Here is an 18,527-nt window from a genome sequence, read left to right on the forward strand (position 1 = left end):
TGGGCCATGGATGGCCCGTTGCGGCGGCCCACGGTTCAGGATCTGTGGGCGGGTACACCGAGCGACAGCGAGGTGCCAAGTGGTGGGGCAAGAGCCTTTTGCTTACTTTTGTCTGGGCCGGCTTCCGGATGTTCAAAAGTGAGGCGCCGTAAGGGCGCAACCAATATCAGCCCAAACGCAACAATGGATATGTACACAAAAAGATGCATACATACCCAAACCACGGTCAATCAATAAATTACAGGGTTAGTCGCGACGACCCAGCAACAAACCTACTACCAGACCAAAGCCCGCGGAAATGGCAACGGTCTGCCATGGATGGCCACCGATATAGGTTTCGGTCGCTTCAACCACCGGCTTGGTGCGCTCACGCACACTGGCAACAGACTCAGATGCCTGCTTGAGCTTCAGGCCGAGCTGCGCGCGCAGGGTTTCTGCGTCTTCACCGACCAGAGCAGCGCTGTCTTTGAGCAGCTTGTCGGACTCTTCGATCAGGGCCTGCAGTTCGCTGAAAGCCTGGTCCTTGATCTGTTCTGCGGTAGTTTGAGCGGCAGTTTTACGAGCCATGATGTTTTCCTTTCGTTGATGATGGCAGTAAGCAATGGAGTCTTGCGGTTGGCGAAAAGTTGCAGAAGTCTGCGCGTCACCACTCATTTTGCTTGTGGGATTTGCCGGAAACAGTCTCTTAAAGGTGCCCCTACGGGTGTAAGATACTTCCGGTTTTTAGTCACAGGTGACAGTTATGAGTTTCAATCTGGCCAATCGGCCGCTTCCTGAGCGTGCTGCGCTCGAAGACGAGAAATCCCGCCTCTTTGACCTATGGCAGAGCAACCTGGGTAAAGCCAAGGGTGACGCCGCGCGATTGTTCGGCGAGCGCTCCAAGCGCAAAGGCAAATGGTCCGAATGGGTTCGTTCCGAACTCGACACCATGAGCCCGCCCGAGTACGCGAACATGGTCCGCAGTGAAGTCAACCGGCTCATGGCCGCCAGCAAGTAAGCAACGCCTCGCCAGACGCCTCGCTTGAGGCAGAGCCTTACCAGCTCCCGTCAACAGATTGCGGCAGGCTGAGGACGCCACTGTCCTTGAAACGCATGGTGCCAAACAGTCCGCCCGCAAGCTTGCCGCGCAAGGTGTAAGGCAGGTTGTCGAGGCTTTGGGTTTGCGTCAGGCCCACCGCCTGGCGCAGGGCCGCGAACGCGGAAACGCTGACCGGCACCACCAGCACTGTTTCGGAAAAGCGCCCGATGGAGCCTTGCTGATCACTGACGCCGGACGCCAGCAGTCTGCCATTTACATCCAGGTCCAGCGCAACGCCGTTGTATTCGACGGCGGTCTCATTCGGATTCTGCAATCGCAACTTGACTGCCAGCCGCACTTCCAGGCCTTGTCCGGGCAATGACTCAATACCCACTACGTTGATGTTCAGTGGATCGCGATTGGGCAACAGGGCGCAAGCACCAAGGGTTAAAAGCAGAAAGCTGACCAGCAGCGTACGAATCAGGCGTGAGGGCATTCGGTATGTTCCTTTGGGCATGTGACAGGGCGCTGCTATCCGCTCAGACCCCATGTGCGCGCAGAGATTCGTTTTCATCCGGCGCTGGCTTATGCTGCAGGACCCGCATGCTGATGAGTCACGGATGCCCAGACATCAGAAAACCACGTCACCGATTGCGATGTTGACGGCAAAACACACCATTTCCGTTGAAATGGTGCGCGAGGCATTCCTGCAAAGCGGTCTTTCCGGGCAGATCCAGCAAGCGCTGCTGGCAGAGGCAGGCATTGCCGTTGATGTGCTTGAAGATCGGGAGGCCCGGGTGTCGGTCAACGCATATGCGGATTTGTGGCGGAGTATTGAACAGCGCACTGACGACCTGTTTTTCGGTATGGACCCGCGTCCTCTGCGCCAAGGCAGTCTTGAGTTTCTATGCCGCTCGTCCATGGCTCAGCCCACGCTGGTGGCAGGACTTGAGTCAGGACTCGACTTTCTCGGGCTGATGCTTGAGCGCTTCGGTGCCCGGTTGATCCGTCAGCAGAGTGTGGTGGAGGTGGTCATTGGTGATGAGCAGGACCCGGTGTCCCGGGCATTTGCGGATTTCACCTTCTGGATGATTGTGCACGGTGTGGCCTGCTGGCTTTGCGGGCGGCGCGTGCCCATTATGGGCATTGAATTGCGTTGCGCGCAGCCGGATTACATCGATGACTACAAGGTCATGTTTTCGGAGAATCTGCGTTTCCAGCGGCCGCGCTCAAGAATGATTTTTGCTGCTGATTGCCTGGACCTGCCCATTCGGCGTAGCGCTGCCGAACTTGACGCCTTCCTCAAAGCTTTGCCGGGTAATCTGCTGGTCAAGTATCGGGACCCGCAAAGCCTGGCCAGCCGCATCCGCCAGCATCTGCGCAGCCTGCCTGCCGAACAATGGCCACACAGTGCTGACCTGGCGAGGAGTCTGTGCGTTTCCGGCTCGACCTTACGCCGCCATCTTGCCGAAGAGGCTCAAAGCTACCAGGCCCTCAAGAATTCCGTACGCAAGGATCTGGCCATTGGTTGGCTGGCGGACGAGCATCTGGACATGGCGACCATCGCCAGTCGTCTTGGCTTTGCCGACACCAGCTCGTTTTACAAGGCTTTCCGTAAATGGTCGGGGATCAACCCCGGTCACTATCGAGATGTGGTGCAGAGCGGCGTTGGTCAAACCGGTCATCGACGCTGAGCGTTTTGACCATTGCCCGAACCGGCACGCAGGGCGACTATTTCGGTTAACAACAATAAGGAACCGAATAGAGGTTACGCATGGATATTCGCGACAAGGTTTTCCTGGTCAGTGGTGGCGCCTCAGGTCTGGGCGCTGCGACGGCGCACATGCTGGTCAACGCCGGGGCCAGAGTGGTACTCGCCGATCTGAACGCCAAGGCATTGGCGATACAGCTGGAAAAACTGGGCCAAAATGCTCGCGCAATGGTCACCGATGTCAGTCAGGAAGCCTCTGCACAGGCCGCCGTGGACGCCAGTGTCGAGGCATTTGGAGCGCTCCACGGGCTGATCAATTGCGCCGGTATCGTTGACGCGCAAAAGATCCTCGGTAAGGAAGGTCCTCACAATCTGCCTGACTTTCGCCAGGTGATCGACGTCAATCTTATCGGCAGTTTCAACCTGTTGCGGCTTGCCAGCGCGGCCATGTCTGTCGGCGCGGCGGATGAGGGCGGTGAGCGGGGCATCATCATCAATACTGCGTCTGTCGCGGCTTACGACGGTCAGATCGGCCAGGCTGCTTATGCCGCCTCCAAGGGCGCCATTGTCAGCATGACTCTGCCTGCGGCGAGAGAGCTGGCACGTTTCGGTATCCGGGTCATGACCATCGCCCCCGGTATTTTCGAGACGCCAATGATGGCGGGCATGACGCCGCAGGTGCGTGAATCCCTTTCGGCAGGGGTTCCATTTCCGCCGCGTCTGGGCAAGCCGGATGAGTACGCCGCCCTGGTCCGGCACATCATCGAAAACCCGATGCTTAATGGCGAAGTCATCCGCCTCGACGGCGCCTTGCGCATGGCTGCGCGGTAATCAATGAGTGAACACGCGGCAACGCCTACGGACACGGATACGGATACGGATACGGCGTTAATTCAAATGGTTATGTGATTTTGCTAAGGAATTAATCATGACTTCAGAACATTCATCCATAAATGATGACCCCGTGGTGATCGTCAGCGCTGTGCGCACGCCCATGGGTGGTTTTCAGGGCGATCTGCAAAGTCTGACCGCGCCGCAGCTGGGGGCGGCGGTTATTCGCGCAGCGGTAGAGCGGGCGGGTATCGCGGCTGAAGAAGTTGAGCAGGTGTTATTTGGCTGCGTGTTGTCTGCGGGGCTTGGGCAGGCACCTGCGCGGCAAGCCGCGTTGGGCGCTGGGCTGGCCAGGTCAACGTTGTGCACCACGCTGAACAAAATGTGCGGCTCAGGCATGCAGGCGGCGATGCTGGGCCATGACGTGTTGCTGGCGGGCAGTGCAAAAGTGGTAGTGGCGGGCGGCATGGAAAGCATGTCCAACGCACCTTATCTGTTGGACAGGGCGCGCAGCGGTTACCGCATGGGGCACGGGCGGGCGCTTGATCACATGTTCCTGGATGGTCTGGAGGACGCCTATGAACCAGGCCGGCTGATGGGCACTTATGCCGAACAGTGCGCAGAGAGCCACGGTTTTACCCGTGAAGTGCAGGATGCGTTTGCAGTGGAGTCCTTGAGCCGCGCACAAGAGGCGATCAGCAAAGGCTGGTTCAACGGCGAAATCGTCCCGCTGGAAGTCACTGTGGGCAAAGAGCAGCGGCTGGTGACTCATGATGAGCACCCCCCCAATGCCCGGCTGGACAAGATACCGACGCTCAAGCCCGCTTTCCGTCAAGGCGGCAGTGTGACCGCAGCCAACTCCAGCTCCATCTCCGACGGTGCCGCAGCGCTGCTGTTGATGCGTCGCTCCGAAGCGACACAACGAGGCCTGAAACCGTTGGCGGTGATCCATGGGCATGCTGCGTTTGCGGACGAGCCGGGGCTATTCCCGGTTGCGCCCATCGGGGCGATTCACAATCTGATGACGCGCACCGGATGGACCCTGGATCAGGTCGATCTGTTCGAGATCAACGAAGCGTTTGCCGTTGTCACGCTGGCAGCTATGAGTAAGCTGAACTTACCCCATGACAAGGTTAATGTTCACGGTGGAGCCTGCGCGCTCGGCCATCCTATTGGTGCGTCGGGCGCACGTATTCTCGTGACCCTGCTGGGGGCTTTACGACGTAAGGGGCTGCGGCGCGGCGTTGCGGCCATTTGCATTGGTGGCGGTGAAGCAACCGCTATAGCCGTAGAAATCATTCAATAGTCCAATGAGATAAGTGCTTAAGTTAAAGTTGATTCTAGAATAATGACTATTATAAAAGGTAATATTATCAATGAGTTATGAATCTATCTTGATAGAGATTCGAGGGAGGGTGGCGCTGATAACGCTCAACCGTCCGGAGGCTTTGAATGCCTTGAACGCGCAGTTGATCAGCGAATTGAATCATGCGCTGGATGATCTTGACGCCAACCGTGACATTGGCTGCATCGTGCTGACCGGCTCCAGCAAAGCATTTGCGGCGGGGGCGGATATCAAGGAAATGGCTGAGCTGAAGTATCCCCAGATCTACCTGGACGACCTGTTCAGCGACAGTGATCGCGTCGCCGCCCGGCGAACCCCGCTCATCGCCGCTGTGGCCGGTTTTGCTTTGGGCGGCGGCTGCGAACTGGCATTGATGTGCGACTTCATCCTCGCTGCGGATAATGCGCGCTTCGGTCAGCCGGAAATCAAACTCGGCGTCTTGCCCGGCATGGGCGGCACCCAGCGCTTGACCCACGCCGTCGGCAAGGCCAAAGCGATGGAAATGTGCCTGACCGGACGTTTGATCGACGCCCAGGAAGCAGAGCGCGCGGGGTTGGTCGCCCGAGTAGTGCCGTTGAGCGAACTGCTGGATGAAGCACTGAAGGTCGCTGCATCCATTGCGGCAAAGTCGCTACCTGTTGCGATGATGGTCAAGGAAAGCGTTAACCGCGCCATGGAAGTCAGTCTTGCCGAAGGTATTCGCTTCGAACGCCGGGTTTTTCATGCTGCTTTTGCCACTGAGGATCAGAAAGAAGGCATGGCTGCGTTCATCGAAAAGCGAGAGCCCCGTTTCAAGGGGCGTTGAGTAGTCTTTGCTGACTGCTCAGCCATGCTGGATGAATGCCTGATGCAATCTCCGCGGCCAGTTTTGCTCGAACCACGTCTGTAGCATGATGCAGTGTCCCGGATGAACCAGGCAGAGCTCGTTCGGGGTCTTGCGATACGCTGCAGCAAGCTCGCGCAGCTCTTCAGAACTGAGCCCGCAATAACCGTGTCGGTCGGTTTTGCCCTCGAACAGAAAATGCTCCGGTTGCAGGCGTGCAAGAAACTGCAGTCCGGGCTCACGCATTCGCACTATGTACCATAGGCGATCTACCAGCGGTGCGCCTTTGAGGCCGGGGTGCTCGGTCAGGCGCAGGTCGGCGTCGAAGAGAGACAGAGCCGGATGCTGTGCAGGTTGATCCCGCCCGCAGGAGCGGTCCTGGGCTGTGAGCGTTGGCGGCGTACCGGTCATCTCAATGCAACTGGCTGTGAGGTCGAATCTGCTGTCTGCAGTGCTGAGCTGCAAAACCCCATCAGTCGTGAGATGCAGGGTTTGTGGCAGGTTCAGGTGTACTGCATCAGCGGTGGGCAGACCCTGTGCAGGGTAATCATTGAGCGGCACGCGATGTTCGTCCGGGACGCCATAGATAATCGGCCGCTCAGGGTCGCCGTCAAAGTGGCCGACAATCAATGCTGCACCGATACGCAGGGCCTTCAATTGCGCCAGCGAAATACCGATGGGCGCGCACAACTCGGCAGGCTCGCAGCCCGCCGGGGTTGGGGTGAAGCCAATAGGCAGTCGTCCGTTCATCAACTGTTCTTTCGTCTGGTTGCAGCGACTCAGCAAGGTCGCGGGCTGAAATCCCGACATGACAGGTTTTTGGTGCTTCAACCCGGGCCGAAACGGCATTTCCCACGGCAGTAAGCGGAAGCTGCTGTGATAGCCCTGGCTGAGACTGTCGATTTCGTCATGCCCGGTCGCTTGACCATTGCTGGCCCCGGATTGCGCAGCAACTGACCTTGCGGCATCGAGAATCCGGGCCACATCCTCTGGCGCTTTGCCTTTCAGCACCTCCGGCTGTTGGCCTGTGTGATTGATTTCTACCACCAGCCACTGATCGTTGAACCGGGCCTCGGGATGCCCCAGTACTTGCACGATCTGGCCCGGTGTCATTGGCAGGTCAGTGCCGAGCCCACGGATCACGCGTCGCTCGCAACGTTGGCGCTCCAGGGCCCGGGCGCCGGCCTGTCGCTCATGCGCCTGGCGTTCGGTGGGCAGGCGCGACAGCAGGCTTGCTTCGAAACGCTGGTTACTGGCGTTTTTTTTGTCGGCATGAGCCTCCTTGTCAGACGCGTTTTTCGATGGCTTCAACTGCGGATCATGGAGGTGCGTTTCGTGGTCTGTCGCCGCCAGCTGTAAAGCCCATTGTTCAGCCAGGTACGAAATGGCCGGTGCGTGCCTTGTTCGCAGGGCTGGTGGCTGAAATTGAGCAGGTTTTGACCGATGGGGGAAGCGGGCAGGATCGTCAGCGAAGACCAGCAAGTGTCGGGTTCGCTGATGTTCGAAGCGCATGGAGATACCTTCTTCTTCACATAATCGCAGCAGCAGATGCAGATCGGTTTCGTCTTGCTGCACGCACTGTTCTCGCGAAGGATAGATCCCCACCAGCTTCTCGAAACGATAGGTGGCAGGAGCAATGCTGTGCTCTTCGAGCAGTCGTGCGATTATCTGCGGCACGCTAAGGTCCTGGAATACCCGACGCTGCCGACGCTGCTCCATATCGAGCAGCGTCGGGCCCAAAGTGATGCGATAGAGGCTCAATCCGGTCTCGGCGTGCAGTAGTGTGGCGCTACTGATCTTGCCATGAACACCTTGATCGGGGCCTAACGCAAGCCAGGCCGCTTTTTGCTCGAATGCCTCTAATTTCAGGTGTGGATCACTGCTGACAACGTCAATGATGAAACGATAGGGTGCGTTCAGGGCTTCCCGCCCGCTGATGCTGATGACGGGCAGATTCATCTTGTGATCGACAATCGCCAGAGTGATCGGCATTCGTTTGCCTTCGGACATCCACATCGCTCCCACCTTGAATTTAAGGGGGCAGAGGGTACGAAATGCCACGGTCCATGGGCATCGCTTCAGCATTTTTCGGAAAGGGACTACAAGTTAAAGAGGAATGTCGCTAGTTGCCATGCAGTGCATTAACACTGATGCAATCGACCCTCGACTTGAAATCGAGAGACGGCAGGGGTTTCATCTGACGTTATCGGGTATAAAATGCGCGGCGTCGCGTGTTGATAGCGACGCACCTCATTTTTAACGTTTTGCCGGTTTTGCAGTCGGCCCTTTGACAGGGACTGGCGCATGGGGCAGAGCGCAATCGGATCAAGAGAGCAAGCATGGGCGCACAGTGGAAGGTCAAGCATAAAGAAGCAGCATCCAATGCCAAGGGACGTATCTTCGGCAAGCTGTCCAAGGAAATCATGATCGCAGCGCGTGCTGGCGCAGACCCGGACATGAACCCGCGTCTGCGGCTGGTTGTGGAACAAGCGAAAAAAGCCTCGATGCCGAGGGAGACCCTGGAGCGAGCGATCAAGAAGGGTGCCGGTTTGCTGGGCGAAAACGTTACTTTTGAGCGCCTCACCTACGAGGGCTTTGCGCCGCATCGCGTGCCGGTGATCGTTGAGTGCCTGACCGACAACATCAACCGAACGGTGTCGGAAATTCGCGTGTTGTTTCGCAAGGGACAACTGGGTGCCGCAGGCTCGGTGTCCTGGGACTTCAACTATCAGGGCATGATCGAAGCGATGCCGATCAACCCGGATGCTGATCCAGACGAAGCGGCCATCGAAGCGGGTGCTCAGGATTGCGAGCCAGGCGAAGAGGGCGCAACCCTGTTCCTGACCGAGCCAACCGACATGGACGCCGTATGCAAGAAACTGCCGGAATTCGGTTTTACCGTGCAGTCGGCCCAGTTGGGCTACCGTCCGAAAAGCACCGTTGATGGCCTTGATGACGAGCAGATGGCTGAAGTTGAAGCTTTCCTGGCTGCCATCGATAACAACGATGACGTGCAGAACGTTTACGTGGGGTTGGCGGGCTGACGGCATTCTGATTTGAAATGCATTCTCCTGTGGGAGATTCTATGTTTGCTTGCAATCCCGTAGGACCGGCTTAGCCGGGAGAGCGGTGTTTCTGCCGAGGAATATGTAGTGAATGTCCCGACGCCCTCCCGGCTAAAGCGGAACGCCGCCCGGCCGGTCCTACGGAATAGCGCGGTCTATGTGGGAGCCGGGCTTGCCCGCGATAAGACTGTACGCGGTTGACGTTGGATCGCGTCCAGCCTTATCGCGGGCAAGCCCGGCTCCCACAGGTACACCGTTTCAACTCAAAATTTGCAGAGCCTTATCTCGCGCAGCATTTTCTACGGGCCTTTAGTCAAAGCCTGCTCAACCTCTCGCAACGTCGGTCGCTGGCTGACATTCGGCTGAATACAGCGAGCCTGCAGTGCCCACAGAGCATCTTCTACGGGCTCGGCACAACGCTCCAGCAACTCCCCCAGCAAAATCCCGAAAGCTCGCGTTTCGATGCGTTGCAGAGCCAGGCCCTGTGCGGACGTGGAATAAAACGAAGCAGCGCCGAAATCCCCCAGCAGGCAGTCGCCGTCGTCGTGCCAGAGAATATTGTGGCCATACAGGTCGCCATGGGTCATGCCGTTTTGATGCAGGTGTGCGGTGGCTGATGCGATGCCTCGGGCCATGCGTAACGCAATTGCATTGTCCAGAAGCAAACCGTTCGGGTAGATATCCCGGGAACACGAATCCAGGCTCGGCGGACCCGCAAGGTTGACGAAGTTAGGCTCAATCAATTGCATGACCAGCCCTGCGCATGACTGAGGGTGATCGAGGATCTGGCCTTCAACGGCAATGAGATTCTGGTGAGTGCCCGCCGCGATACACGCCGCCATTTCGTTGAGCGGCGAGCCGTCGCTGGTCACGGCACCTTTGTACAGTTTGACGGCCACTGTCCTGGCTGCTTGCCGGGATGGTTGCCAGAGCGCTTGCTGGATGACCCCGGAGGCACCTTCACCCAGTTGCTGCTGAGTACTCAGCTCAGTCCACGGGATCTGCCGTACAGACTTTGCTTCAGGCGCGCTGCACAGCGGATTACCGGCAAACGCCAGCCACGCCAGCGAGGGCAGTTGCAGCAGCCAGTCAGGCAATTCGGTCAATTGGTTGGCTGCGATGCGCAGCAGTTCAAGCTGTTCACACTGGGCCAGACTCGCGGGGAGGCGGGTCAGACGATTGCCGGCCAGCATCAGCTTTTGCAGCGAGCGGCATTCGCCCAGCGTCTCTGGCAGTTGCTCGATCTGGTTGTCGGTGAGGATCAGCCAGCGCAGTCGGGGTGGCAACGCCGCGGCCGGGACGTGTGAAATCTGGTTCGCCTTGAAGCCGACGATCTGCAGATTCTGACAACGGCCAATGCAGGTCGGCAGCTCTGTAAAAGGGTTGTCGGAACAAAACAGCACTTTCAAGTGCGATAGCCGGTACAAGTCGTCCGGCAAGACGCTCAGGTTGTTGCCACTCAGATTGAGGATTTCCAGCGAGTCGGCCAGATCGAAGATTTCCACTGGAAATTCGTTCAGCCCGCAGGACAGGTCCAAACGTTTTATGCCCGCAAGTTTGCCCGCGCGCAGGTCTTCGAGTGTATGCATGGATCAGCTGCGACTCATGGTTTCAGGGGGCAGGTTCAAGCAACGATCGACCCAAAGGTGGACGCGCTCCAGGCTCGGAGGAGCCTCTGCATACAAAATGCGATAGATCATCGGCGCAACCACTGTGTCAATCAGCTCATTGGCGTCCGGGGCTTTCTCGCCACGGGCCAGAGCCCGGTCGATGATGATCTGCAATTGATCGCGAGTTATGCCGGCACATTTGCCCGAACATGTCGCGGCGCTGCTGGCGACGACATCGCGCATCATCTCCCGGCCGGGGGCCGAGTTCATTTCATCAAGGTACATTTCGGTCCACGTGCGCAAATCGTCGCGCAGGTTGCCGCAGTCAATAGGCTCATCCGGGCGCAGGCGCTCAACGGCGGCATCAGCCAGCAACGTGGTCAGGTCACCCCAACGGCGATAGATGGTGGACGGTGTCACGCCCGCACGCGCAGCAATCATGGGCACGCTCAAGGCCGCGCGGTCGTTTTCGACCAGTAAATCGCGCACCGCGCTGTGAATTGACTCTTGCACGCGAGCGCTGCGACCGCCGGTGCGAATTCCTTCTTTTATAGCCATGAGGCGGACCTTAACACAAAGTATTTGCTTTAAGCTGCGTCAGCTCGCACAATTCAGAACGCTAAATCTTAGCTTTAATGATGTGCCTGATCGGAGAGTGTACCCATGTCCCGTCTTTTGCAGAACCCTGACCGGGGAAACAGCGCCTTGGGATTTCTGGCATTCACGACCCTGTGCTTTTTTGCAGCGTCCAGCGCGCCGACGCCGCTCTACCATTTGTATCAGCAGGGCTGGGGCTTCTCTGCAGCGATGTTGACGCTGATTTTCGCGGTATATGCGTTCACGTTGCTGATAGCGCTGTTGATGGTGGGGTCGCTGTCGGATTATCTGGGCAGACGCCCGGTGATATTTGCGGCTCTGCTGCTGGAGATTGTCTCCATGCTGCTGTTCATCTTTGCGGTTGATGTCGGCTGGCTACTGGCAGCGAGGATGATTCAAGGGTTGGCCACAGGTATGGCGGGCAGCGCGCTTGGGGCCGCCTTGCTGGACAACGACGAAAAACAGGGGCCTTTGGTCAACAGCATCGCGCCGATGTTCGGCATGGCCATTGGGGCTTTAGGCACAGGGCTGTTGGTGGAGCTGGCGCCGCTGCCACTGCTATTGACCTACTGCCTGTTGCTGGCGGCATTTGTCGGACAGGCGATTTATCTCTGGCTGATTCCGGAAACCGTCAGCCGTCAGCCGGGTGCCTGGGCTTCGCTAAAACCCTCACTGCACGTTCCTGTTCAGGCCCGGCGCACGCTGTGGCTGGTGTTGCCGGTAGATATTGCAGCCTGGTCGTTGGGTGGTTTCTTCCTGTCACTGTCGCCATCGTTGCTTGCTGCAGCCACCGGGACGACTTCTGCAATCAACGGCGGGCTGGCCGTTGCCACGCTGACCATCAGCGGTGCGCTGGCTATTTTCAACTTGCGTACGCGGCCTGCGGTGTTGGGGCTCTGGGTCGGTGCCAGCGGTTTGCCGGTTGGTGTTGCGGTCATTCTGACGGCGGTCAATGCTGGCTGGCTGTGGCTTTTTTTCGTCGGCTCGGTCATTGCGGGTATCGGCTTCGGCTCAGGCTTTCTTGGGGCTTTGCGCCTGTTATTACCGTTGGCTCAGGCCCATGAGCGGGCGGGGCTGATGTCGGCTTTCTATGTGCTCAGCTACCTGGCGTTCTGTATCCCGGCGTTGATCGCCGGACTGAGCGCCCACAGCTTCGGTCTGATTGCCACGACCAATGTCTATGGGGGTGTGGTGATCGTGCTGGCGCTGTTGGCGTTGGCGGGGTTGATTGTGAGGCGTGTGGCTGGACGGGAAGCGGTCAACTCGGTTTGAAGGTGTGTCTATAACGGAAACCCCTTGTTTTAGCGGCTGAATACAGACCCTGTTGGAGCGAGGCTTGCCCGCGAAGAGCGATAACGCAGTTTTACTGAGCCACCGCATCGACTCATTCGCGGGCAAGCCTCGCTCCAACAGCGAAATCCTCTTGACTCAAATCGCCCCAGGCAGCGCCTGTCGGGCCAGTTGGGCGGCAGGGTCTTTAGTCGGGGTGACCATGGCGTAGTTGTAACCTTCGCTGGACCAGTAATCGGCTTGCAGATCACCGTCGAGTCGGGTGCCTCGCGGCAGTAAGCGGTTTTTTGCACCCGGCGGGCGGATGTAGAAACTCAGGGTGCGGCCTTCAGTGTCCTTGTACACCACCAGGGCCGCGGACCCCTGTTCAGTAGTGGTCATGCGTCCGCTGACCGGTTTGAATCCCGCCGCTTCCAGGTTGGGCAGCCGGTTGGCCCGGGTGAAATGACGGTCAAGCCAGCCTTGTGCATCACTGGTTTTTTCCGCGCTCCAGTCGCTGGCCATGTTGTCGTCCAGAGCAAACATCCGGTAGGCCTGCAACGCATCAGCCATCGGCGGCGTTGCACTGGCCAGGGTTATTTCCCTGGCCTGCCAGCCGCTGAATCCGCCAACTCCGACAGCTAACAGCAACATGGCCGCCGTAGCCAGGTGACGATAACGATTACGCCGCATGCGCTGACGGATAAACACCGGGTCCAGTTCCGGGTTCGGCGGGCGTTGCAGTTCGCCACTCATTGCAGTGCGCAACCGTTTCGCGTCGTCCTGCCAGGCTTTGACCTGCGACGCGACCTGCGGATGGGCTGCCAGCCAGGTTTCCAGGCGCAGGCGGTCGGCCTCGCTCAGTTGATGATCCACATAAGCGTGAAGGTCGAGTTCGCTGGGGGGCAGGGTGATCATTTCAGTATCCGCAGAGAAGGAGTGGTGATTTCGCCATCGCTGAACTGGCGAAGGGCCTGACGAGCGCGGGACAAGCGCGACATGACCGTGCCGATGGGCACGTCGAGAATCGTGGCGACTTCCTTGTAGCTCAAGCCTTCCACCGAGATCCATAACAGCAGCGCACGCTGCTCGGTGTTCAGTCGCTCAAACGCGCCAAGAGTCGATTGAGCAATCACGGTTCGTTCAACGCTGGGTTGGTAATCCTCATCTGCGCCACCGGTAAAAAGCTCCAGCATGCGGCTGTACCGACGTGAGCGGCGATGGGCGTCGAGAAACTGGCGATAGAGTATCGAGAACAGCCAGGCGCGCAAATCGCCTTCGATTCGCTTGTCTTTCCAGGCTGACAAAGCTTTTTCAAGGCTTGCCTGAACCAGGTCATCAGCGCCGCTGGAGTTGCGGGTCAGCGACAGGGCAAACCTGCGCATTCGCGGTATCAACTCTCTGAGTTGGTCGTCGAGCTCGTTCATGGACCGCAGACTCCCTGGGCAGCAACTATGATCGTGTTAAGCGTCTGAGCAGCAAGACGACGCCCGGCATTGGTTATTCCACCCTTCGTGCAATTTTTTTCGGCGGATGGAATAAACACTTTCCGGCTCCGTCCTACTGCCCATAAAGCGTGATAGCCGATGACCTGGAGTTGTATATGACCGACCGTGATCCGTTACCCGAGGGGCAAAGACCTCCATTAAGTCCAACTGCAACGGGCCTGCGTCTGGTGGGCATTGGCGTAGTGGTGCTGGTTGCCGCTACCGCATTTGCCTATGTGGGAGGCTACCTCGATCCGCAGCGTCTGACTCCGGACAAACTGGTCAATACCCTTGAGCACAATAACGGTACTTTCCCCGGATATCGCCGCAATCACCCAAAAGGGGTATGCGTTGCAGGTTACTTCGAAAGCAACGGCGCTGCTGCCGATCTTTCCAGTGCACAGCTGTTTACCGCCACCCGCACACCAGTGGAAGGGCGATTCGCGCTGCCCACCGGCAACCCTTATTCGCCAGACAGTGCCGCTCCGATACGCAGTCTGGCCCTGCGCTTTAGTCAGGCAGACGGCCAGCAGTGGCGTACCGGAATGAATGCCATGCCGGTATTCCCTGTCGGCACGCCGGAAGCGTTCTTCGGGTTGTTGCAGGCCAATGCGCCAGACCCTAAAACCGGCAAGCCTGACCCGACCAAGGCCCCTGCATTTTTCGCCAGTCACCCGGAAGCCGCGCCATTTCTGGCGTGGGTCAAGACCGCCAAGCCGTCGGCCAGCTACGCGACCGTCAGTTACAACAGTGTCAATGCGTTCTATCTGGTCAGTGCCGATGGCAAACGCCAGGCCGTGCGCTGGAACATGGTGCCTGTGGATGCCGCGCAACCCGCGGCACCGGCGCCGGACGCCAAGGATTATCTGGAGCAGGACCTGAATGACCGACTGGCCGCAGGCCCCGTTCGTTTCAACCTGATCCTGACTCTCGCGGGTGCCAGTGATCCAGTCAACGATGCCAGCAAACAATGGCCTGCTGATCGCCAAACGTTGAACGCCGGTACGCTGGTGCTGGAAAGCGAACAACCGCAGTTGAGCGGCGCTTGCCGTGACATCAACTTTGACCCGCTGGTGCTGCCATCCGGCATCAGTGGCTCGGATGACCCACTGCTGGCCGCGCGTTCTGCTGCTTACGCGACGTCTTACAAACGGCGCACTGCAGAAGTCGAGCAATTGCCCAAAGCCGCCCCCGTCCCGGAGAAAAAATCATGAGTGGCTCCAATAAGCATTTCTCTCCTCTGGCGCGCCTGCTGCACTGGTCGATGGCAGTGATGATCATCGCAATGCTGTTTATTGGCGCGGGGATGGTGGCCTCGGTGTCGGAACGACATGAATGGTTGCTCAATCTGCACAAACCGTTGGGCATAGCGATCCTGGTGCTGGTGATTCTGCGCATCATCGTCCGGGTGTCCAGCCAGACACCGCCATTGCCGGCTGACTTGCCGGGCTGGCAGGTTTTGGCGGCAAAGCTGTCCCATTACGTGTTGTACGCATTGATGCTGGCAATGCCGTTGATTGGTTGGGCGATGATTTCTGCCGCCGGTGATCCGGTCATGCTCAGTAGTTCGGTGCGCCTGCCTTCCATCGTTGCAGCGGACGCAGGGACCTTCGCCTTTTTACGGCAGGCTCATACCTGGCTGGCGTATACGCTGTTTCTGACCGTGCTGACGCACATCGCAGCCGCGCTGTTTCATGCGTGGGTGAGGCGTGACGAGGTGCTCGGTAGCATGTTGCGGGGGCGGGGGTAAGCGCTAAAAAGAAGGGCGTTACCTCCCTGTAGGAGCTGCCGAAGGCTGCGAAGCGGTGTATCAGACAGAATGCTTTCGCAGCCTTCGGCAGCTCCTACAGGATGATTTTCAGCGCAGGATCGGGGCCATTTCCGAGAGAGCGGTCAAGACATCCTTGGCCAGTTGTTTCGAGCGCTTGCCGTCCCAGCCGGTGATCAGGTCCGGGGCATCGTCGTTGTCCTTGAACGGCATTTCCAGAGTCAGCGCCAGACACTTGTATTTTTCCCCGACGCTATTGCACGCCAGGTTCATGTTGGCCTTGCCCGGCTGTGAACGGGGATAGCCATAGCGGGTCTGGAAATCCCGGGTGATTTCACTTAAACGGCTGCGGAACTGAGCTTCGAGTTGTTGCTGCTTGGGCGTGTAACCCGGATTGCCTTCGCATGCAGCAGTGAACACATAGGGAATTTCTTCGTCGCCATGGACGTCGAGGAACATGTCCACGCCATACTTCTCCATCTGTTCCTTGACGAAGAATACTTCCGGGCTGGTTTCCGGGGTGGAGTCCTGCCAGGCACGGTTGAGGTCCTTGCCGTTGGCATTCGTGCGCAAATGCCCGTGGAACGAACCGTCAGGGTTCATGTGCGGGACGAGGTACAGGTCGGCGACTTCCAGCAGGGCATTCAGCACCGGATCATCCTGCTGTTGCAGGCGTTCGATCACACCTTCCATGAACCATTCAGCCATGTGCTCGCCGGGATGTTGCTGAGCAATGATCCAGATTTTGCGCTTGCCCTCGGCGCCATTGCCGCGCCGTAGCAGCGGAATCTCACGGCCTTCAACGCTCTTGCCTGTGGCCAGCAGTTCAGTGCCAGCCTTTTCCAGGGCCTGACCAATGAGCCAGTCATGGCGCTCGCGACTGTAGGGTTCGAAATAGGCAAACCAGACGTGCTCGCCAGTGGGCGTCAGGCTGAAATTCAGCGCGCGGCCGTCGAATGTGGAGGGCACCCGAAACCAGGTCTGATGATCGTAGGAGGCCACTGCGTTGTAGCCAGTCCAGGCATTGTTGTAGCTGGACTGACTGGCATTGGTCAGGCTGAACCTATGGACCTGGCCCGTCTGCAGGCCTTCGACCTTGAAGTGAAACCACTGAAAATGCGGGCTGCGGGTGTCCGGGCGGATGGCCAACTGGATCTGTGCAGGGTTGCTCGCGTCTATCACTTCGATATTGCCGCTATCGAAGTCTGCGCTGATTTTGAGAGAGTTCACGGTCAGTTCCTGTGTACGTTAGTGCCAGTTATGGCGCTACTTTACACGGAACCTGCGCGAAGCAATGCGCGTCGCTGCGACGTGAAGGTGTGTGAATCGGTCACTCAGTGCTTCAGGTCTGACCGAGCAAGGCAAAAGCTTCCGCCGTCATGAGCAGGCTGCACAAAAACGCAGTCGCCATACACCAGAACAGATAACTGCGACGTTTGCGGCGATGCCAGCCGCTGGCGCCTATGACGGCAGCCGGTGCTTGAAGTTGACGCCACAGCCGCTCGGTACTTTCGAAGGCGGCGAGATGCGCAAGGTCAGCATCCAGCCAATGGCGGAATTCGATACGTTGACTGGCGGTAGCCTGTGGACTTTGCAGGTGTACATACCAGCGACTGGCCTGTTCGCATACCGGATCCACAGCGCTGGCTTCATCCGCAGCGACTTGCCGACGGCTGTGTTGCAGGACTCGCACCATGGCCTGCTCGACCAGTGCGACATCGATGCTCAGCAAGTCAGCGATGTGGGCGTAGGAAGCCCCGTCCAGTCGGCTGAGCAGAAAGACCTGCTGTGTTCGGCGAGAAAGCTTCACCAGACCGCGCCGCAGGCTCTCGCCGTGCAGACTCAGTGGAACATCTGTCCGTCGTGCAGGCAGGGCGGGGAAGGACGAGAGTTGAATACTCATGATCGATTGCCTCGCTTGATGTTGATGAAGACTTCTCTGGTAAAAATGCTGCTTTATCTGATCTCTCTGGCCCTGTAGGAGCTGCCGAAGGCTGCGAAGCGTTCTTCCTGACATACCGCCATCGCAGCCTTCGGCAGCTCCTACAGGGTCGTGTGTTTGCTGCACCAAAGTTCGCCGTCAGGACAGCGGACTTCTTTTCTGGATGTGGCATATGAGAGTCGTTCTCAAGTGCTAAGCCAGCTCAATTACCGATTATCTTCCGTGCAGCGCCTTTGAAAGCAAACTTCAGAGGCCCTTTCTGCAATCTTTTTGCTATGATCCGCGCCATCGTAGAAACGACACCCTCTTCATTAGCCTGAAGAACGCAGCACCCGAACCTTGCATCACCAGTGACACCAAAAAAATAGAAACGAACCGCAAAACTAAAAAAAAGACCCGGAAAAAATCCGGGTCAAAAACCGTGATTAGCCTGATGAGGAGATAATCCAGAAGCCGACCTAAGACTTCTGAGTTATCCAACTGACCTTGCGGCCAGTTGCTTGCAATAATAATCATTATCATTTGCAAGTCAAACCTTTTTATCGTCCCCATAGAAAATCATTCGGATTCCGCCTGACGCCCGTCAGTCCAGCGGCAGTTCTGTCGTGCGTTTCACTTCGCTCATGGCGATGTTCGAGTGGGCTTCCTGCACGTGCGGCTGCTGCAGCAGATGATCCCGCAGGAAGCGCTCGTAGCTGGCGATGTCCTGCGCCACCACCTTGAGCATGAAATCCATATCGCCCGCCATCGTGTAGCACTCCAGCACTTCGGGGTAGCCGGTGATTGCTTCTTCGAATTCCGCAAGAAAACGCCGGCCGTGCCCGGATAACTTCACATCGACGAACACCGTCATGGTCAGGCCAAGCTTGCGTGGGTTGAGCAGGGCGACTTTGCGTTCGATATAGCCTTCTTCCTGAAGGCGGTTGATGCGCCGCCAGCAAGGGGATTGCGACAGCTCGACGCGTTCGGCAATTTCGGCTGCCGAGAGATCGGCATCGTGTTGCAGCAGGCGCAGGATCCTGCGGTCGATGGGGCTTAATTTGTTCTGCATGAATTGACCT

19 protein-coding genes are annotated in these 18,527 nt (G+C 58.0%); 9 read left to right on the forward strand and 10 right to left on the reverse strand.

The window, feature by feature from the left end:
• Nucleotides 1-246: 246 nt before the first annotated feature.
• Nucleotides 247-567 carry a YqjD family protein gene (locus tag RX972_RS26050; protein ID WP_027898212.1) on the reverse strand — a complete coding sequence of 107 codons (321 nt, stop codon included), beginning with the start codon at nucleotides 565-567 and terminating at the stop codon, nucleotides 247-249.
• Between the two features lie 175 nt (nucleotides 568-742).
• Here RX972_RS26050 and RX972_RS26055 point away from each other — a divergent pair, with 175 nt between their 5' ends.
• Complete coding sequence (locus RX972_RS26055; protein WP_027898211.1) at nucleotides 743-997, forward strand: hypothetical protein; 255 nt, start codon at nucleotides 743-745, stop codon at nucleotides 995-997.
• 37 nt (nucleotides 998-1,034) lie between these two features.
• On the opposite strand, the gene RX972_RS26060 is transcribed toward RX972_RS26055, so the two are convergent.
• Complete coding sequence (locus tag RX972_RS26060) at nucleotides 1,035-1,514, reverse strand: LEA type 2 family protein (protein ID WP_231678060.1); 480 nt, start codon at nucleotides 1,512-1,514, stop codon at nucleotides 1,035-1,037.
• Nucleotides 1,515-1,677: 163 nt separating this feature from the next.
• Between RX972_RS26060 and RX972_RS26065 the strand changes: the two genes are divergently transcribed.
• From RX972_RS26065 to RX972_RS26080, 4 genes are all read left to right on the forward strand, one after another.
• Nucleotides 1,678-2,712: an AraC family transcriptional regulator gene (locus RX972_RS26065; protein WP_316879800.1), complete on the forward strand. Its 1,035-nt coding sequence runs from the start codon at nucleotides 1,678-1,680 to the stop codon at nucleotides 2,710-2,712.
• Between the two features lie 80 nt (nucleotides 2,713-2,792).
• A complete protein-coding gene (locus RX972_RS26070; protein ID WP_316879770.1) occupies nucleotides 2,793-3,560 on the forward strand; it encodes a 3-hydroxyacyl-CoA dehydrogenase in 768 nt (255 codons plus the stop codon).
• Between the two features lie 97 nt (nucleotides 3,561-3,657).
• Entirely contained in the window at nucleotides 3,658-4,866 is a 1,209-nt protein-coding gene (locus RX972_RS26075) for an acetyl-CoA C-acyltransferase (RefSeq protein ID WP_316879772.1), read from the forward strand.
• 70 nt (nucleotides 4,867-4,936) lie between these two features.
• On the forward strand, nucleotides 4,937-5,710 hold the full coding sequence (locus RX972_RS26080) for an enoyl-CoA hydratase (protein WP_316879774.1): 774 nt from the start codon (nucleotides 4,937-4,939) through the stop codon (nucleotides 5,708-5,710).
• An 18-nt stretch (nucleotides 5,711-5,728) separates the two neighbouring features.
• Here RX972_RS26080 and RX972_RS26085 read toward each other — a convergent pair whose 3' ends face one another.
• Nucleotides 5,729-7,738 carry a type VI secretion system Vgr family protein gene (locus RX972_RS26085; RefSeq protein WP_316879776.1) on the reverse strand — a complete coding sequence of 670 codons (2,010 nt, stop codon included), beginning with the start codon at nucleotides 7,736-7,738 and terminating at the stop codon, nucleotides 5,729-5,731.
• Between the two features lie 329 nt (nucleotides 7,739-8,067).
• On the opposite strand from RX972_RS26085, the gene RX972_RS26090 reads away from it, so the two are divergent.
• Nucleotides 8,068-8,772 (forward strand): YebC/PmpR family DNA-binding transcriptional regulator, encoded by a 705-nt coding sequence (locus tag RX972_RS26090; protein ID WP_099269542.1) that lies wholly within the window; start codon nucleotides 8,068-8,070, stop codon nucleotides 8,770-8,772.
• A 320-nt stretch (nucleotides 8,773-9,092) separates the two neighbouring features.
• On the opposite strand, the gene RX972_RS26095 is transcribed toward RX972_RS26090, so the two are convergent.
• Together RX972_RS26095 and RX972_RS26100 are read right to left on the reverse strand one after the other, a co-directional pair.
• Nucleotides 9,093-10,382 (reverse strand): leucine-rich repeat-containing protein kinase family protein, encoded by a 1,290-nt coding sequence (locus RX972_RS26095; RefSeq protein ID WP_316879778.1) that lies wholly within the window; start codon nucleotides 10,380-10,382, stop codon nucleotides 9,093-9,095.
• 3 nt (nucleotides 10,383-10,385) lie between these two features.
• On the reverse strand, nucleotides 10,386-10,961 hold the full coding sequence (locus RX972_RS26100) for a TetR/AcrR family transcriptional regulator (RefSeq protein ID WP_255880382.1): 576 nt from the start codon (nucleotides 10,959-10,961) through the stop codon (nucleotides 10,386-10,388).
• A gap of 105 nt (nucleotides 10,962-11,066) precedes the next feature.
• Between RX972_RS26100 and RX972_RS26105 the strand changes: the two genes are divergently transcribed.
• Entirely contained in the window at nucleotides 11,067-12,272 is a 1,206-nt protein-coding gene (locus RX972_RS26105; RefSeq protein WP_122709076.1) for an MFS transporter, read from the forward strand.
• Between the two features lie 156 nt (nucleotides 12,273-12,428).
• Here RX972_RS26105 and RX972_RS26110 read toward each other — a convergent pair whose 3' ends face one another.
• Both RX972_RS26110 and RX972_RS26115 read right to left on the reverse strand, forming a co-directional pair.
• Entirely contained in the window at nucleotides 12,429-13,187 is a 759-nt protein-coding gene (locus RX972_RS26110; protein WP_316879784.1) for an anti-sigma factor, read from the reverse strand.
• Complete coding sequence (locus RX972_RS26115; protein ID WP_316879786.1) at nucleotides 13,184-13,696, reverse strand: sigma-70 family RNA polymerase sigma factor; 513 nt, start codon at nucleotides 13,694-13,696, stop codon at nucleotides 13,184-13,186. The genes RX972_RS26110 and RX972_RS26115 overlap by 4 nt, the downstream gene beginning before the upstream one ends.
• 176 nt (nucleotides 13,697-13,872) lie before the next feature.
• Here RX972_RS26115 and RX972_RS26120 point away from each other — a divergent pair, with 176 nt between their 5' ends.
• The gene (locus RX972_RS26120; RefSeq protein WP_316879788.1) at nucleotides 13,873-14,970 is read left to right on the forward strand and encodes a catalase family peroxidase; all 1,098 of its coding nucleotides are present in this window, start codon (nucleotides 13,873-13,875) and stop codon (nucleotides 14,968-14,970) included.
• The gene (locus RX972_RS26125) at nucleotides 14,967-15,506 is read left to right on the forward strand and encodes a cytochrome b (RefSeq protein ID WP_316879790.1); all 540 of its coding nucleotides are present in this window, start codon (nucleotides 14,967-14,969) and stop codon (nucleotides 15,504-15,506) included. The genes RX972_RS26120 and RX972_RS26125 overlap by 4 nt, the downstream gene beginning before the upstream one ends.
• Before the next feature lie 108 nt (nucleotides 15,507-15,614).
• On the opposite strand, the gene RX972_RS26130 is transcribed toward RX972_RS26125, so the two are convergent.
• From RX972_RS26130 to RX972_RS26140, 3 genes are all read right to left on the reverse strand, one after another.
• Nucleotides 15,615-16,760 (reverse strand): M14-type cytosolic carboxypeptidase, encoded by a 1,146-nt coding sequence (locus RX972_RS26130; RefSeq protein ID WP_316879802.1) that lies wholly within the window; start codon nucleotides 16,758-16,760, stop codon nucleotides 15,615-15,617.
• A gap of 106 nt (nucleotides 16,761-16,866) precedes the next feature.
• On the reverse strand, nucleotides 16,867-17,427 hold the full coding sequence (locus tag RX972_RS26135) for a DUF4880 domain-containing protein (RefSeq protein WP_027900829.1): 561 nt from the start codon (nucleotides 17,425-17,427) through the stop codon (nucleotides 16,867-16,869).
• 622 nt (nucleotides 17,428-18,049) lie between these two features.
• Nucleotides 18,050-18,517: an Lrp/AsnC family transcriptional regulator gene (locus RX972_RS26140; RefSeq protein ID WP_027899705.1), complete on the reverse strand. Its 468-nt coding sequence runs from the start codon at nucleotides 18,515-18,517 to the stop codon at nucleotides 18,050-18,052.
• Between the last annotated feature and the right edge of the window lie 10 nt (nucleotides 18,518-18,527).

Source organism: Pseudomonas syringae group sp. J309-1 (assembly GCF_032582135.1).
GTDB classification, from domain to species: Bacteria; Pseudomonadota; Gammaproteobacteria; order Pseudomonadales; family Pseudomonadaceae; genus Aquipseudomonas; species Aquipseudomonas quasicaspiana.

Coding starts and splice junctions, on each gene's coding strand:
- RX972_RS26050 (WP_027898212.1), bottom strand. CDS start 567: ATGGCTCGTAAAACTGCCGCTCAAACTACCGCAGAACAGATCAAGGAC.
- RX972_RS26055 (WP_027898211.1), top strand. CDS start 743: ATGAGTTTCAATCTGGCCAATCGGCCGCTTCCTGAGCGTGCTGCGCTC.
- RX972_RS26060 (WP_231678060.1), bottom strand. CDS start 1,514: ATGCCCTCACGCCTGATTCGTACGCTGCTGGTCAGCTTTCTGCTTTTA.
- RX972_RS26070 (WP_316879770.1), top strand. CDS start 2,793: ATGGATATTCGCGACAAGGTTTTCCTGGTCAGTGGTGGCGCCTCAGGT.
- RX972_RS26075 (WP_316879772.1), top strand. CDS start 3,658: ATGACTTCAGAACATTCATCCATAAATGATGACCCCGTGGTGATCGTC.
- RX972_RS26080 (WP_316879774.1), top strand. CDS start 4,937: ATGAGTTATGAATCTATCTTGATAGAGATTCGAGGGAGGGTGGCGCTG.
- RX972_RS26085 (WP_316879776.1), bottom strand. CDS start 7,738: ATGTCCGAAGGCAAACGAATGCCGATCACTCTGGCGATTGTCGATCAC.
- RX972_RS26090 (WP_099269542.1), top strand. CDS start 8,068: ATGGGCGCACAGTGGAAGGTCAAGCATAAAGAAGCAGCATCCAATGCC.
- RX972_RS26095 (WP_316879778.1), bottom strand. CDS start 10,382: ATGCATACACTCGAAGACCTGCGCGCGGGCAAACTTGCGGGCATAAAA.
- RX972_RS26100 (WP_255880382.1), bottom strand. CDS start 10,961: ATGGCTATAAAAGAAGGAATTCGCACCGGCGGTCGCAGCGCTCGCGTG.
- RX972_RS26105 (WP_122709076.1), top strand. CDS start 11,067: ATGTCCCGTCTTTTGCAGAACCCTGACCGGGGAAACAGCGCCTTGGGA.
- RX972_RS26110 (WP_316879784.1), bottom strand. CDS start 13,187: ATGATCACCCTGCCCCCCAGCGAACTCGACCTTCACGCTTATGTGGAT.
- RX972_RS26115 (WP_316879786.1), bottom strand. CDS start 13,696: ATGAACGAGCTCGACGACCAACTCAGAGAGTTGATACCGCGAATGCGC.
- RX972_RS26120 (WP_316879788.1), top strand. CDS start 13,873: ATGACCGACCGTGATCCGTTACCCGAGGGGCAAAGACCTCCATTAAGT.
- RX972_RS26125 (WP_316879790.1), top strand. CDS start 14,967: ATGAGTGGCTCCAATAAGCATTTCTCTCCTCTGGCGCGCCTGCTGCAC.
- RX972_RS26135 (WP_027900829.1), bottom strand. CDS start 17,427: ATGAGTATTCAACTCTCGTCCTTCCCCGCCCTGCCTGCACGACGGACA.
- RX972_RS26140 (WP_027899705.1), bottom strand. CDS start 18,517: ATGCAGAACAAATTAAGCCCCATCGACCGCAGGATCCTGCGCCTGCTG.